This window comes from Kocuria tytonicola, from assembly GCF_003687175.1.
Taxonomy (GTDB): Bacteria; Actinomycetota; Actinomycetes; order Actinomycetales; family Micrococcaceae; genus Kocuria; species Kocuria tytonicola.
In genome coordinates this window covers 458020-473622 of record NZ_RDEX01000001.1, presented here as the reverse complement: position 1 = coordinate 473622, position 15603 = coordinate 458020, and the positions used below count along the sequence as shown (strand labels likewise).

Annotated in this window: 11 protein-coding genes; 5 read left to right on the top strand and 6 right to left on the bottom strand. The window is 71.8% G+C overall.

The features are described 5' to 3' along the window. Positions 1 to 76: 76 nt before the first annotated feature. Positions 77 to 1024, bottom strand: coding sequence for a universal stress protein (locus EAE32_RS02090; RefSeq protein ID WP_121864034.1), 948 nt, complete (start codon positions 1022 to 1024; stop codon positions 77 to 79). A 217-nt stretch (positions 1025 to 1241) separates the two neighbouring features. Between EAE32_RS02090 and EAE32_RS02085 the strand changes: the two genes are divergently transcribed. Next, on the top strand, positions 1242 to 2606 hold the full coding sequence (locus tag EAE32_RS02085) for a D-arabinono-1,4-lactone oxidase (RefSeq protein WP_240625097.1): 1365 nt from the start codon (positions 1242 to 1244) through the stop codon (positions 2604 to 2606). 111 nt (positions 2607 to 2717) lie between these two features. Here EAE32_RS02085 and EAE32_RS02080 read toward each other — a convergent pair whose 3' ends face one another. Next, positions 2718 to 4142, bottom strand: a complete 1425-nt coding sequence (locus EAE32_RS02080) for an FAD-dependent oxidoreductase (protein ID WP_207803869.1) — start codon at positions 4140 to 4142, stop codon at positions 2718 to 2720. A gap of 224 nt (positions 4143 to 4366) precedes the next feature. On the opposite strand from EAE32_RS02080, the gene EAE32_RS02075 reads away from it, so the two are divergent. Then, a complete protein-coding gene (locus tag EAE32_RS02075) occupies positions 4367 to 5827 on the top strand; it encodes an NCS2 family permease (protein WP_165860436.1) in 1461 nt (486 codons plus the stop codon). A 39-nt stretch (positions 5828 to 5866) separates the two neighbouring features. Here the strand turns inward: EAE32_RS02075 and EAE32_RS02070 are convergent, their stop codons facing one another. Both EAE32_RS02070 and EAE32_RS02065 read right to left on the bottom strand, forming a co-directional pair. Next, complete coding sequence (locus EAE32_RS02070; RefSeq protein ID WP_121864031.1) at positions 5867 to 6799, bottom strand: spermidine synthase; 933 nt, start codon at positions 6797 to 6799, stop codon at positions 5867 to 5869. A 16-nt stretch (positions 6800 to 6815) separates the two neighbouring features. After that, on the bottom strand, positions 6816 to 7187 hold the full coding sequence (locus tag EAE32_RS02065; protein ID WP_121846034.1) for a thiamine-binding protein: 372 nt from the start codon (positions 7185 to 7187) through the stop codon (positions 6816 to 6818). A gap of 105 nt (positions 7188 to 7292) precedes the next feature. On the opposite strand from EAE32_RS02065, the gene pta reads away from it, so the two are divergent. After that, positions 7293 to 9386, top strand: coding sequence for a phosphate acetyltransferase (pta, locus tag EAE32_RS02060; protein WP_121864030.1), 2094 nt, complete (start codon positions 7293 to 7295; stop codon positions 9384 to 9386). 139 nt (positions 9387 to 9525) lie between these two features. Next, positions 9526 to 10758 carry an acetate/propionate family kinase gene (locus EAE32_RS02055; protein ID WP_121864029.1) on the top strand — a complete coding sequence of 411 codons (1233 nt, stop codon included), beginning with the start codon at positions 9526 to 9528 and terminating at the stop codon, positions 10756 to 10758. 202 nt (positions 10759 to 10960) lie between these two features. Here the strand turns inward: EAE32_RS02055 and EAE32_RS02050 are convergent, their stop codons facing one another. Continuing rightward, positions 10961 to 11464: a phosphoribosyltransferase gene (locus tag EAE32_RS02050; protein ID WP_121846037.1), complete on the bottom strand. Its 504-nt coding sequence runs from the start codon at positions 11462 to 11464 to the stop codon at positions 10961 to 10963. A gap of 135 nt (positions 11465 to 11599) precedes the next feature. Between EAE32_RS02050 and EAE32_RS02045 the strand changes: the two genes are divergently transcribed. Then, entirely contained in the window at positions 11600 to 13162 is a 1563-nt protein-coding gene (locus EAE32_RS02045; RefSeq protein WP_121864028.1) for a nucleobase:cation symporter-2 family protein, read from the top strand. Between the two features lie 315 nt (positions 13163 to 13477). On the opposite strand, the gene EAE32_RS02040 is transcribed toward EAE32_RS02045, so the two are convergent. Next, positions 13478 to 15436 carry an ABC-ATPase domain-containing protein gene (locus EAE32_RS02040; protein WP_121864027.1) on the bottom strand — a complete coding sequence of 653 codons (1959 nt, stop codon included), beginning with the start codon at positions 15434 to 15436 and terminating at the stop codon, positions 13478 to 13480. Positions 15437 to 15603 lie beyond the last annotated feature (167 nt).

The following is a 15603-nucleotide window of genomic DNA, read 5'->3' as shown; positions in this document are numbered from 1 at the left end:
GACCTCCAGTAGCTTAGAGCCAAAGACCCCGTTCCACAAACGGTCGTGGTATGGGGCGGTGCGGCGCCACGGGCTCTCAGACCGCCACGTCCGGGCGGTCCCCCAGCCGGGGATCCTCGAACCGCGGGACGATCATCGCGGGCCCGGTGCAGCTGTGGAGCACGCCCTGGGAGGTGGAGCCCAGCAGCATGCCCGCGAAGCCACCGCGGCCCCGGGTCCCCGTGACCACCAGCTGGTTCTGCGCGGAGCGCGCCACGAGCGTGTCGATGGGCGCCCCGTCCACCAGCTCGCCGGTGATCTCCAGCCCCGGGAAGTGTCCGCGCAGCCAGGCCACGCACGCCTCGAGCGCCGCGCGGACCTCTCCGCGCAGGTCGTCGAAGTCCACCGGCGAGGGCAGCCAGGCGTAGGACGCGGTCTCCGACGGCGCCGCGCACACCACGTGCAGGGGCACCCCCAGCTGCTCGGCCTCGTCCGCGGCCCACAGCATCGCGGAGCTCGCGTGCGCGGAGCCGTCCGAGCCCACGGTCACGCCGTCCACGAAAGCCCGGTGGCGGCCCACGTTCTCGCTCACCCGGTAGTCGATCCCCCACTGCAGGGGAATGATGCCCACGGGGCAGTGGGCGTGGGCGGGCACCGCGGTGGACACCGAGCCCAGCAGGCGCCCGAGGAACCCGCCGCGACCGCTCGATCCCAGGACGAGTAACTGCGCGTGGCGGCTGAGCTCCACGAGCACCCCGGAGGGGTCCCCGGCCTCCACCGTGGAGAGGACCTCCACGTCCAGCTCTGCCACGCGGCGTCGGGCGTCCGCCACGAGCTCCTGGACGGCGCGGTTCACGGCGGCGTCGTCGAACGCGGCGTAGCCCACGTCGAAGGTGGAGCCGCCGACCATGGGGACCGTGTAGGCGGCGACCACGTGCAGCGGTGCGTCGCGGCGGCGGGCCTCCCGGGCCGCCCAGTGCAGGGCGCCCAGGCTCTGCTCGGAGCCGTCCACCCCCACGACGATCTCGGACTCGCGTGCGCTCATGGTGTTCCCTCCCGGACCGCGGACTGCTGCTTCCAGCCTAGCCCCGGCGGTGCCGATGGGAGGGGCGGCAGTGAGATGATGGGAGCGCCTGGAACCAGGGGATCGACGGCGCCTCGCCACCGCCCCCCGCCGCGCAGCCCTCCGCACCCGAGACGGGTCGCGGCGCGCACCGGACAGCAGCCGAGGGGGCACCCGTGCCCCGGAACGGAGACGGACCGTGAGCACACACGAAGCATCGGACGGGACCATGCCTGCCCGGGTCAGGGGCGGCACGTGGCGCTCGTGGGGCGGCAACCTCAGCGCGGAGCCCGCCGTCACCGTGCGCCCCGCGGGCTCGGACCAGGTGCTGGCCGTGCTGGCCGACGCCGCCCGCACCGGACTGCGGGTGCGTCCGGCCGGTTCGGGCCACAGCTGCAGTCCCCTGGTGCCCACCGGGGACGCCCTCCTGGACACCTCCGCCCTCACCGGTCTGGTGTCCGTGGACGAGGAGCACCAGCGCGTCACCGTCTTCGCCGGGACCACGCTGCAGGAGCTGAACCTGGTGCTGGAGGAGCACGGGCTCGCACTGGCGAACCTGCCGGACTCCTCCCACATGACCGTGGGCGGCGCGATCGCCACGGGAACGCACGGCACCGGCCTGGGCCAGCCGTCCCTGGGTGGCCAGGTGATCGGGGTCAGCATGGTCACACCCGGCGGTGACGTGGTTTCGTGCTCCGAGTCCCACCGCCCGGACCTGCTCGCGGCGGCCCGCACGCACCTCGGGGTGCTGGGCGTGCTCGTCTCGGTGACCCTGCAGTGCGTGAACGCGTTCCGGCTGCACTGCGCGGAGTTCCGCGAGCCCCTGGACCCCCTGCTGGACACCCTGCAGGAGCGGATGTCCGCGGCGGACCACGTGGAGTTCTCCTGGATGCCTGGCACCACCACGGCCCACACCCGCATCCTGAGCCGCCTGCACCGGCTCCCGGACGAGTACACCCGCCCGGCCTCCCCGATCTCCCGTGCCCTGCGCCGCGCGGACGACGCCGTTCTGCGCACCTCCCTGACCGCCGGCCTGGGCCGCGTGGGGAACCTGCTGCCGCGCGCCGTGAACGGGCTCAACAGGATCGAGTCCCTCGCGGAGAGCTCACGGCGCTACACGGACGTCTCCTACCGGGTGTTCACCGTGGCCCGCCCCGTGCGCTACGTCTCCGCCGAGTACGGACTGCCCCTGGAGAACACGGTCCCCGCCTTCCGGGAGCTGCGCACGCTCGTGGAAGCCCACGGCTACGACCTCTCGTTCCCGCTGACCGTGCGCTGCTCCCCGCCGGACCCGGCGCTGCTCTCCCCCGCCGCGGGGCGGTACACGGGCTGGATCAACCTGCGCCAGTACGGGAAACGGCCCCGCCAGAGCTTCCTCACCGCGGCCGAGCAGATCCTGGTGGACCACGGTGGCCGCCCCCACTGGGGCACGCTGCACACCCGCACCGCCGCGGACCTCGCCCCCTGCTACCCGCGCTGGGAGGACTTCCTGGCGGCGCGCGCGGAGCTGGACCCCGAGGGGCTGCTGCTCAACGAGCACACGCGCACCCTGCTGGGGGTCTGAGCACCGGGGCCGGGGGCCCGCCACCACATGCCCGACGCACCGTCCCACCGGCCACCAGGGGACGGTGCGTCGTCGCGGGGTGCGCCCCCGGCCGGCGCCTGCCCGGTGGGGCTACTGCCCCGCGCCGCTGCGGGACACGGAGATCATCTCGTCCCGCTCCACCACCTTGACGCGTTCACGGGGGTTGCCCTCGGCGTCGTGGGAGGACTGCCCCAGGCTCTGCTCGTACTCGTCCAGGGCCAGCCAGCCGTCCCACGTGGTGTACGCGACGCCCTTGCCGTCCAGCAGCTCCACCACGGCCTGCGGGTCCGGGTTCTCGGGATCCGCGAGCGCCGCCCGGTCCTCCACCAGGTGGGTGACGGTCTCCAGGGCGTCGGACTTGGTGGCGCCGATCAGACCCACGGGGCCGCGCTTGATCCAGCCGGTGGCGTACACGCCGGGGACGGGAGCGCCGTCGGCGTCCACCACACGGCCCTCCTGGTTGAGGATCACGCCGCGTTCGGGGTCGAACGGGAGCTCGGGCAGCGGCGAGCCCAGGTAGCCGATCGCGTGGTAGACGGCCTGCACCGGGTACTCGGTGTACTCGCCGGTGCCCGTGACGGAGGCGTCCCCGTTGAGCCGGGTGCGCTCCATGCGGATGGCCCGGACCTTGCCGTCCTCGTCCCCGAGGATCTCGTCCGGGGTCTGCAGGAAGTGCAGGTGCAGCCGGCGGGAGGCCGTCCTGGGCGAGTCGTCCTCGCGCCACTTCTGCAGGGTCTTCATCATGACCTTGGTCTGGTTGTTCTCGGTCATCGCCTTCTCGGAGGCCTCGTCGAACTGGAAGTCCTCGTCGTAGACCACGATGTCCACGTCCCGGGACTTGGCCAGCTCGCGCAGCTCCAGCGGCGTGAACTTGATCTGGGCGGGGCCGCGGCGGCCGAAGATGTGCACGTCCGTGACGGGGGACTCCTTCAGCCCCTGGTACACGTTGCCCGGGATCTCGGTCACGAGCATGTCGTCCGCGTGCTTGGAGAGCACCCGTGCCACGTCCAGGGCCACGTTGCCGTTGCCGATGACCGCGATCTCCTTCGCGTTCAGGGGCCACGTGCGGGGGTAGTCCGGGTGGCCGTCGTACCACGCCACGAAGCGCGCGGCGCCGTAGGAGCCGTCCAGGTCCGCACCGGGGATGTCCAGCGGAGCGTCGTTGACCGCGCCCGTGGCGAAGATGACGGCGTCGTAGTGCGTGAGGAACTCGCCCAGGGTGAGGTCCTTGCCGTACTCCACGTTGCCGAAGAACCGGATGTCCCCGCGGCCCAGGATGGAGCGCAGCGCCGTGATGATGCCCTTGATGCGGGGGTGGTCCGGGGCCACGCCGTAGCGGATGAGTCCGAACGGGGTGGGGTAGCGGTCGAACAGGTCCACGCTGACCTCGAGCTCGCCCTCACGCACCGCGTCGGTCTTGGTGAGCATGTCCGCGGCGTAGATCCCGGCCGGTCCGGCGCCGATCACGGCCACGCGCAGCGGACGCGGGGAGGAGGGGGTTGTCACGGTGGTGATTCCTTTCGACGCGCACGCGGGATGGGCGTGCTGGCAGGGACTGGGATCAACGGTAGTGAACCGTGGTCAGTCTTGCCTAACCACGGCTCCGCCCACGGCGGGCGGGCAGGGGACCGGAGCCCGCGGGCGCGGGGTGGGACAGCGGCGTCGGCGTAGTATTTCTACACAAACGCCCCCACCTGTTTCCCAAGGTGCCCCGCGCGCACCCACCCGTGAGGATCCGCATGTCGTCAGCCACCCCGCCCACCACTCGCAGCGAGCCCCGTGGCGGGCTGGACCGCTTCTTCTCCATCACCCGGCGCGGCTCCACCGTGGGCCGGGAGGTCCGCGGCGGCGTGGCCACGTTCATCGCCATGAGCTACATCGTGGTGCTCAACCCCCTGGTGCTCGGCCACGGCCCGGACGGTGCGGGCAACGTGCTGGGCGGCGAGCGCGTGGCCGCCATGACCGCGCTGGTGGCCGGTGTGCTCACCATCCTCATGGGCGTGTGGGCCAAGTCCCCGTTCGGTCTGGCCACGGGGCTGGGGGTGAACGCGTTCCTGGCCGTCACGATCGCCACCAACCCCGGGCTCACGTGGCCGCAGGTGATGGGCCTGGTGATCTGGGCCGGTGTGATCATGGTGGTGCTGGTGCTCACCGGGTTCCGCACCGCCGTGTTCAACGCGGTGCCGGACTCGCTGAAGACGGCCATCGTGGTGGGGATCGGGCTGTTCATCGCGCTGATCGGGTTCGTGAACGCAGGGTTCGTGCGCCGCATCCCGGACGCCGCCCACACCACGGTGCCCGTGCAGCTGGGCGTGGGCGGTGAGCTGTTCGGCTGGCCCACCCTCACCTTCGTGGTGGGGCTGCTGCTGACGGTCGCCCTCATGGTGCGCAACGTCAAGGGCGGGATCCTGATCTCCGTGGTGCTGACCACCGTCCTGGCGCACGTCCTGGAAGCGGTCTCCCCCAGTGGCTCCTCGGTGGACGACCCGCACGGGTGGTCGCTCGTGGTGCCCGCCACCCCCGAGAGCCTCTTCGCGGTCCCGGACCTCTCCCTGCTGGGCTCCGCGGCTCCGATCGACGCGTTCCGCCAGCTCGGGGGGATCGCCTGCCTGCTGCTGGTCTTCACCATCCTGCTGTCCATCTTCTTCGATGCGATGGGCACCATGGTGGGGCTCTCCCAGCAGGCCGGCCTGGTGGCGGAGGACGGGCAGATCGAGAACATCAACCGCGTGCTGCTCGTGGATGCCGTGGGTGCCGTGGCGGGTGGCGCGGGGTCCGTGTCCTCCAACCAGATCTTCGTGGAGTCCTCCACGGGCATTGCCGAGGGTGCCCGCACCGGGCTGGCCAACGTGGTCACCGGTGCGCTGTTCCTGGCCGCCATGTTCCTCACACCGCTGGTCAACGTGGTGCCCTTCGAGGCCGTGGCCCCCGCCATGGTGGTGGTGGGCTTCCTGATGGCCAAGAACGTGGTGGCCGTCGACTGGAACGACTGGGGTGTGGCCGTCCCCGCGTTCCTCACCTTCGCGGTCATGCCCTTCACGTACTCGATCGCCAACGGCATCGGCGCGGGCTTCGTCTCCTACGTGTTCATCCGCCTGGTCCAGGGCCGTGCGAAGGACGTGCACCCGCTCATGTACGTGGTGGCCCTGGCGTTCGTGGCGTTCTTCGGGATCGGCGTGATCGAGGGCTGGGCGGGCTGATCCCGCTCCCCCGACGACGCCGCCGCGCGCCGCCTGGCGTCACACCCCCGGCCCCTCCGGCACCGGGTCCGCGGGCTTGTCGTGCCACGGGCCGGTGTCCCCCGCGAGCTCACGGCACCACGCCGTGTCCTTGTACTGGGCCGGCAGGGAGCCGCCGAGCAGCTCGCGTCCCAGCGCGGCGGCGTCGGCGGACCCGGCAGCAGGAAGCGGTGCGTGGGACGCCGCGAGCACCACGTTGCCGTAGCGACGGCCCTTGAGCATGGCGGGATCCGCCACGGCGGCCACGTGCTCGAAGACCTCCAGCAGCGCCGCGATCTCCGCGCGCGCGCCCTTGAGGTTGCGGGTGTCCCCCACGTTCAGCAGGTACAGCCCGCTCGGGGCGAGCACCCGGTCCACGTGCCGCGCGAACTCCACCGTGCGCAGGTGCCCCGGGGTCTGCTCCCCGGCGAAGACGTCCCGGATCACGACGTCCCGCGAGCCCGCCGTGAGGGACTCCGTGACCGCGCGCGCCTCCCCCGGGCGGATCCGCAGCAGCGGTGCGCGGGGCAGGTCCAGCCACTCGCGCACCAGGGTGGCCAGGGCGGCGTCGAGCTCCACGACCACCTGGCGCGCCTGCGGGTAGCGCCACGCGAGGTAGCGGGCCATGGTGCACGCCCCGCCGCCCAGGTGCAGCACGCGCAGCGCGGTGGGGTCCAGGTGGGCGCAGACGTGCTCCTCCAGCACCGTGGAGAACCAGCGCATGTACTCGAACTCCAGCTGGTCCGGGCGGTCCGGGACGATGTGCGAGGACGGCACCCCGTTCACCCGCAGCACCCACGCGCCCGGCACGTAGGCGTCCTGCTGCAGCTCCACCGTGCCCGTGTCCGTGACCCAGGTGCGCTCCATGAGGCCCGGTGCGTCCGACGACGCCGCTGCGCCGGCTTCCGCCCGCCCGTCCCGCTTCGAGTTCTTGCCGTGCTTCTTCCTGCTCACGGGGTGGGCAGCACCGTCACGACTGGGGCGCGGTGTCCGCGGCGCCGGACGTGATGCCGCGGCGCTCCTGCGAACGGCCGAGCTCGTGGCTGTGCAGCGCGGACTCCAGGCGTTCCAGCTTGCCCGTCAGCTCCCCCGTGTGGCCCGGGCGGATGTCCGCCTTGAGCACCAGGGACACCCGCGGACCGTACTCCGCCACTGCCGCGGTGGCCTCCTTGACCACGGCCATGCACTCGTCCCACTCACCCTCGATGGTGGTGAACATGGAATCGGTGCGGTTGGGCAGCCCGGACTCGCGCACCACGTGCACGGCTGCGGCCACGGCGTCGTGCACCGAGGCGTCCGGGTTGTCCCCGCCACTGGGCGAGACTGAGAAGGCGACCAACATGTGACCAGTGTGGCACCGGGGTGGCGGGAGCGCGACCCCCGGCGTGGGGTGTGGAGTTCCTAGACTGGGGGCACCACCGGTCGACCACGCAAGGGAGCACGTTCCATGACCCAGGGCATCTACATCTCCGCCATGACCCCGCTGAGCGGCAAGACGCTGGTGGCCCTGGGCCTCACGGACACCATGTTCCAGCGCACGGACGCGCTGGGCTTCTTCCGCCCGGTCTTCGACGGCGCGGCACCGGAGGAGGACTCCGTCCTGCAGCTCATGAAGCGCACGTTCGACCTCCCGGACTCCCGCTGCCGGGGCGCGGTCTCCCTGGAGCGCACGCGCGAGATCCTGGCGTCCGGAGAGCACGACGAGCTCGACTCCGAGGCCATGGCGGTGTACTCCGAGATGGCGCGGGAGTGCGACGTGATCGTGGTGGACGGCACGGACCTGGTGGCGCACAACGCGGTCACGGCGGAGTTCGACCTCAACGCCCGCCTGGCCAACAACATGGGCTGCTCGGTGGCCGCCGTGATCAGCGCGCACGGGTCCGGGCGGGTCGAAGACGTGCTCAACGCGATCGACGTGACCCGCACGGAGCTGCGCCAGGCGGGGTGCGACATCTACGCCGTGATCGTGAACCGCGCGGACCCCGCCCAGGCGGAGCAGATCAGGCGGCAGGCCAAGCCCGGCAACCACAATCTCCCGGCATACGTGATCCCGGAGATCCCCGCGATCTCCAACCCCACCGTGGCGGAGCTCGTGGACGCCCACGGCTACGGCGCGGCCGTCAACGCCAGCTCCCTGGACCGCGACATCAAGGCCGTGAAGGTGGCCGCGATGACCGCCGGGAACTTCCTGGACCAGATCGCGGACGGGGACCTGGTGATCACCCCCGGGGACCGGACGGACGTGGTCTCGGCGACCCTGGCGTCGTCGTTGGCCCCCACGCTCCCGGCACCGGCCGGAATGCTGCTGACCGGCGGCTTCCAGCCCACCGGCGCGGTGGCGTCCCTGCTGAGCGCAGCACCGTTCCCCGTGCTCAGCACCGAGCAGGACACCTTCACCACGGCGCAGGCCGTGGCCTCCACGCGCGGCACCCTGGCCGGGGCGCACTCCCGCAAGATCGCCGCGGCGCGCGGCGCGTGGGCCGAGTACATCGACAGCGACGAGCTCTCCGGGCGCCTCACCCTCCCCCGCCCGGTCCGGCGCACGCCGCTGCGGTTCCTGCACGAGCTCGTGGAGTCGGCGCGCGCGGACCGCAAGCACATCGTGCTGCCCGAGGGCGACGACCCGCGCATCCTGCGTGCCGCCGAGCTGATCCACCGCCGCAACTTCTGCGACCTCACGGTGCTGGGCGAGCCCGACGCCGTCCGCACGCTCGCGCAGTCCGAGGGCATCGAGCTGGACTTCGACGCCGAGGACCTGAACCTCGTGGACTTCCAGCGCGACGACGCCCTGCGCAACCGGTACGCGGACGAGTACGTGCGGCTGCGCGCCCACAAGGGTGTGAGCAAGGACCAGGCGCTGGAGCGGATGACGGACGGCTCATACTTCGGCACCATGATGGTCCAGGTGGGGGACGTGGACGGGATGGTCTCCGGTGCGGCCCACACCACCGCGAACACCATCCGCCCGGCCCTAGAGTTCGTGAAGACCCGCGAGGGCGTGAACATCGTCTCCTCGGTGTTCTTCATGCTGCTCGCGGACCGGGTGCTCGTGTACGGCGACTGCGCGGTGAACCCCAACCCGGACGAGCAGCAGCTCGCGGACATCGCCCTGGCATCGGCCCAGACCGCCCGCGAGTTCGGCGTGGACCCCCGCGTGGCCATGCTCTCCTACTCCACCGGCGGCTCCGGCTCCGGCGCGGACGTGGAACGGGTGCGCGCCGCCACGGAGATCGTGCGCTCCGCGGACCCGGACTTCGAGGTGGAGGGCCCCATCCAGTACGACGCCGCCGTGGACGCCTCGATCGCCAGGTCCAAGCTCCCCGGTTCCCACGTGGCGGGGAAAGCCACCGTGTTCGTGTTCCCGGACCTGAACACCGGCAACAACACCTACAAGGCCGTGCAGCAGTCCGCCGGCGCCGTGGCCGTGGGCCCCGTGCTGCAGGGGCTGCGCAAGCCCGTGAACGACCTCTCCCGCGGCTGCACCGTGGACGACATCGTCAACACCGTGGCCATCACGGCCATCCAGGCGCAGACGCTGTAGCCGCCCCGGGGCGCGGCAGCACCGGCGAACGGCCCCCGAGAGGCCGCGGCGCGGCGTCGTCGTCCGCCACGGCGTACTCCACCGCCGAGACCAGGATCCTCCACAACCCGCGGCGTCCGCGCCGCTGAAGGGACACACCATGCTCGTGCTCGTCGTCAACTGCGGCTCCTCCTCCATCAAGTACCAGGTGCGGGAGGTCACCCCGGAGGGCTCCGAGCCCAGCACCTACACGTCCTCCATGCCCGCGATCAACGAGAACGTGCCGCTGGCCACCGCCACGGCGGGCATGGCCGGCGGCGAGGTGGTCACCAAGGGGCTGATCGAGAACATCGGCACGTCCGAGATCGAGGACCACACCCAGGCGCTCGAGATCCTCGCGCAGCGCCTGGACGAGGAGCTCGGCGGGCGCACCATTGACGCCGCGGGCCACCGGGTGGTGCACGGTGGCGAACGCTTCTCCGCCCCCGTGCTGGTGAACAACGAGATCATCCGGGCCATTGAGCGGCTCGCGCCCCTGGCCCCGCTGCACAACCCCGCCCACGCGCTGGGGCTGCGCGCCATCCAGAGGACGTACCCGGGCATGCCCCAGGTGTGCGTGTTCGACACCGCGTTCCACCGGACCATGCCGGAGAAGGCCTGGCGATACGCCGTCCCCGAGGACTGGTACGAGATGCACGGGATGCGCCGCTACGGCTTCCACGGCACGTCCCACGACTACGTCACCGGCAAGGCGTGCGAGTTCCTGGGCATCCCGCGGGAGCAGTTCAACGCCGTGGTGGCCCACCTGGGCAACGGGGCCTCGGCCACCGCCATCCGCGGGGGCCGCTCCTTCGACACCTCCATGGGCTACACCCCCCTGGCCGGGTTGGTCATGGGCACCCGCAGCGGTGACCTGGACCCCTCCGTGGTCACCGCCATGCTCGAGCGCAACCCGGAGATGAGCGCCCAGGAGATGAACCGGATCCTCAACAACGAGTCCGGCCTGCAGGGCGTGTGCGGGGACTCGGACATGCGCGCCGTGCAGCAGCGCGCGGACTCCGGGGACCAGCGGGCACAGCTGGCCCTGGAGATGGCCGCGTACCGGCTGGCCAAGTACGTCGGCGGCTACCACGTGGCCGTGGGCGGGGCGCAGGCGCTGATCTTCACCGCGGGGATCGGGGAGAACTCCCCCGCGTTCCGCGCCCTGGTGTGCGACCAGCTCGGTGCACTCGGCATCACCCTGAACCCGGCGCTCAATGAGCACCCCGAGGGGGACGTGGCCCGCGTGAGCGCACCCGGTTCGGCCATCGAGGTCCTGGTGGTGGCCACGGATGAGGAGCGCGCCATTGCCGAGGCCACCGCGGCACTGGTGTGGGAGCGCGTGAAGAACTGAGGCGCCGGTGCCGGGACCGGGGAGCGCTGTGACGGTCACCCGGCGGTCTCCCGGCCGGCCCCGGTTCTGGTTCCACGGCGGCGGCCGGTGCTGGCGCTGCCTCTGCTTCTGCTTCTGCTCTTAAGTGCAGCTCATGCCGCCTACTGAGCGGTAGGCGGCATGAGCTGCACTTGAAACTTGGGGAGTCCCGCGGACCGGCCGGTCAGCGGGACTTGGTGACCGGTTCCTCCGCGGACCACGGGAACACGATCCACTCGTCCGTGGACTTCCAGGAGAAGTCGGGGCGAACCTCCGAGCGCGGCTTCTCGTAGATCACGGCGGAACGGCACTCGGCGCCGTAGCCGCGCAGCAGTTCGAGGACCAGCGCGAGGGTGCGCCCGGAGTCCACGACGTCGTCCACCACCAGGACCTTCTTGTCGCTGATCGACTCGGTGTCCAGCATGGGCGCGAGCAGCACCGGGTCCGGCAGGGTCTCGTGGACGTCCGTGTAGAACTCGACGTTCACGGCGTCGGAGAGCTTCACGCCCATGGCATAGGACAGGGCGCCGGCGGGCAGCAGACCACCACGGGCCACCGCGATGATGATGTCCGGCTCGAAGTCCGAGTCCACGATCTGCTGGGCGAGTTCCCGGCTGGCAACGCCGAACCCCTCCCAGGTGAGGATTTCCTTGTTGTCCAGTTCGGTGGAGTCCGCGTGAAAGGCCATTCCCGTAGATTAGTCGGTTTTCGGGTCCCGGGCGCGCAGCACCGGCCCGGCGGCACGCGGGCACAGCCCCGGCCCGGGCGCCCACCCGCCTACACTGTGCGTGAGTCCACGTCTCCGTCCCCACCGAGGATCTCCATGTCCAGCAGCGCGCCGTCCGTCCTGTCCGATGAGCGGGGGTCCCGCCCCGAGGACGAACGGCTCGGCGCCGGGCGCACCGTGGTCTACGCCGTGCAGCACATCCTCACGATGTACGGCGGGCTCATCGCCGTCCCGCTGGTGGTCTCCAGTGCCGCGGGATACGACGCCGCCACCACCGCCCTGCTCGTGGCCGCGGCCCTGTTCGTGGGCGGGTTCGCCACGTTCCTGCAGGCGTGGGGGCTGCCGCGGATCGGATCTCAGCTCCCGCTCGTGCAGGGTGTCTCCTTCACGGGCATCGCCACGATGCTCTCGGTGCTCGCCACGGGCGGCGGCATCCAGTCCGTGATGGGCTCCATCATGGTGGCGTCCGCGTTCGGCTTCCTGGTGGCCCCCTTCTTCGCGCGCGTGCTGCGTTTCTTCCCTCCCGTGGTGACGGGCTCCATCATCACGACCATCGGCATCACCCTGGTGCCCGTGGCGGCGTCGTGGTCCATGGGCGGGAACGAGAAGGCCCCGGACTTCGGCGCCCTGCCCAACATCGCCCTGGCCGGGTTCACCCTGCTGGCCGTGCTGCTGCTCTCCAAGTTCGGCGGCGCGGTGCTCTCCCGGCTGGCCATCCTGGTGGCCATCGTGGCGGGCACGCTGCTCGCCTGGGCCCTCGGCATGGCCGACTTCTCACACGTGGGCGACGGCGCGTGGGTGGCCCTGCCCTCCCCGTTCCACTTCGGTGCGCCCACGTTCCACCTGGCGGCGATCGCGGCCATGGCCATCGTGATCCTGGTGAACATGGCGGAGACCACCGCGGACATCCTGGCGCTGTCCGAGGTCACGGGCTCCCGCATCAACTCGGCCCGCATCGCGGACGGGCTGCGCGCAGACATGCTGTCCTCCGCCGTGGCCCCCGTGTTCAACTCCTTCACGCAGACGGCCTTCGTGCAGAACGTGGGTCTCGTGGCCATCACCAAGGTCAAGAGCCGCTACGTGGTGGCCCTGGGCGGCGTGTTCATGGTGCTGCTGGGGCTGCTGCCCGTGCTCGGCCGGGTGATCGCCGCCATCCCGCTGCCCGTGATGGGCGGTGCCGGGTTCGTGCTGTTCGGCACGGTGATGTCCTCCGGCATCCGCACGCTGGCCCGCGTGGACTACCGCGGCGGCATGAACCTCATCATCGTGGCGGTCTCCCTGTCCTTCGGCATGGTGCCCATCGTGGCCCCGGACTTCTACGCCGCGTTCCCGTCCTGGGTGGGCATCATCTTCTCCTCCGGGATCTCCTCCGCCGCCGTGGCGGCGCTCGTGATGAACTTCTTCTTCAACGAGCTGAGCGTCCACAAGAGTTCCACCGAGGCCATGGGAATGGGCACCGTGGGTCTGCGCGTCCTGTCCCCGCGGGAGGCCGGTGCCCTGCAGGACGGCGACCAGTTCGTCGACGGCCGCCTGCTGGACGCCCAGGGGCGGGAGATCCCGTTCGCGACGTCCCAGGAGCAGTACGAGTCCGTGCGCGAGCGCATCAACGCGGGCGAGCTGACCTCCCTGGACGACATCCGCCGCGCCCTGGACGACTAGCGCACGACGCCGCAGCCCCACCACAGAGCGCCCCGCCCTTCCCTGCCCGCCCCGCCCTGCCCCGCACGCCGCCTCTCCCCTCCTCGCAATTGCTCCGTTGGTGCAGATTTCAGGGCCGAAATCGGCAATAACGGAGCAATTGCAGAGGGGTCCGGGCGCCCTACCCCCTCCTCCTGCCCCCGCAATTGCTCCGCTGATGCAGATTCCAGGGCCGAAATCGGCAACAACGGAGCAATTGCACGGGGGTAACAGGGGGTAACGGGCGGGATGGGCAGGAGGTAGGAGGATGAAGGGGGGCGGCAGGGGCCGGTCAGCTCAGCGGCGCACCCGGTGGTAGGCCGCCGCCACGTCCTGCGCACGGGGCAGGGCCAGGTGGCCCGGGTGGCCGCGGTGGTGCGCGAGGGCGTCCAGACCCTCACGGACCACCCGCTCCAGGGCGGCATCCACCAGCTCGGTCAGAGGAGTGCGGCCGTCCGCGGTGCGCTCCACCTCGTCCAGCAGCCGCGCGATCGCCTCGGTCTGGGAAGCGTCCACCAGCTGGCTGAGGGCGGAGAGGTCCACGTGCTCGCGGCCCAGCTGAACGGTGTCCAGTCCCCTGGCACGCGCCGGTTTCTCCCGGTCACCACGCCAGCCGGAGCCGCGCGCCGCTCCGCCTCGGCTGCCGTACCCGCGGCCACTGTGGTCACTGCCACCGCCGCGTCCACCGTGGGCGCCGGATGCACCCCCGGAACCGGACCGGGCGGCGTCGTACCCCGAGGCCGCGGCGGGGCCGGCACCCGGGTGGGGTGCCGCGCCCGGGACGTGCGGGCGGATCTCCCCGAAGGTGCCTGCCGGGCGCATCCCCTCGGGGCGCGGGAACTCGTGCACCACGCGGGCGGCGCGGTCGGTGACGTCGTGCGCGTGGTAGGCGTCCATGGCGATCACCAGGTCCGCGACGTCCAGGAACGCGCCGGACCCGCCCGTGACCAGGATGGAGGAGACTCCACGCTCGGCGTAGAGGGCGCCCACCCGGTCCACGAACGGCGTGATGGGCTCGCGGTCCCCGGGCACCATGGCGCGCATGCGTTCGTCCCGGACCATGAGGTTGGTGGCGCACGTGTCCTCGTCCAGCAGCAGCACCGCCGCCTCCGCCTCGACGGCCTCCACGGTGGCGGCGGCCTGGGACGTGGAGCCGGAGGCGTTGGACGTGCTGAAGTCGCGGGTGTCTGCGCCGGTGGGGAGGTTGGTGATGAACGGTGAGACGTCCGTGTGGGACACCGCCCGCCCGTCCTCCGCGCGCACGGACACGGCACTCGGCAGGGTGACCACGCGCTCGCGACCGTCGCCGGGGACGTGGCTGTAGACCCCGCGCTCGAGCGCCTGCAGCAGGGTGGACTTGCCGTGGTAGCCGCCGCCCACGACCACCGTGACGCCCTCCGGGATGCCCATGCCGCTCACCGTGGAGCCGTCCTCGAGCTCGAGCTCCACCCGCAGCTGCTGCGGGGACTCAAACGGCACGGCTCCGTGGGCGAGCGGTTCGTCCCGGTGACCCGAGGCGCGGGGCAGCACGGCGCCGTCGGCCACGAACGCCACGAGTCCGCGCTGGGGCAGCTGGGCACGCAGGTGCTGGGCGTCCAGGTGGGCGGTGACGTGGGCCTCCAGTGCGCGCGCGTCCAGGTTCTTGTAACGCAGGGCGCGCTCGACGACGTTCGGCAGCACCTCGGTCAGCAGCCGTTCGGCCGCGCGCCCCTTGATGCGACGGCCCGCGGCGGGCAGGGCGATCTCGCAGCGCACCTCCACGGCTCCCGGGTCAGCGCTCGACGACGCCGCACGGCCGGCCCCGCGCCCCCGGTCCCCCGTTCCGGCGTCTCCCGTCCGGTGCATCCCGGACTCGCGTGCCGAGGCGGGATCCGCCGCATTCCCGGGATCCGGCACGATCACGGAGGAGCGTTCCAGGATCTCCTGGCCCGTGCACTGGATGGAGATCCCACCGGAGTCCTTGCCCCCGCGCGGCCCCAGCTCACGGGCGGCGCGCGCGAACTCGCGGGTCAGGAAGTCCCCGGCGGCCACCCGCCGGTCCCGCGTGGCGATCACCGCGGCGGGGATCCCGGAGACGTCCAGCGGCAGGCGCACGCGTGCCAGGGACGGCGGCGCGTACGGGTCCGACTGCACGCGGTCCAGGACCAGCTCGGCATCCCCCAGGCGCCACGAGCCCTTGAGCTGCTTGTAGGCGCCGTAGCTGCTGCCGTCCAGGCGGCGGAGGGTCTGGGCGAGGTCCGTGCGGGGTGTGCTCATGGGTCCATGGCACCACATGTGCCGGGGGCATGGCACGGTCAGGGCTCGACGGACCGCGGACCGACCCAGCTGGGCGCGGGGCGCTTTGAGCGCTGGGCGTTGCGCAGAAGCCTTCCCGCCGGGACGGGCACCCCGATGGGAACCTGCGGCCGCCCTCCAGTCCCGCG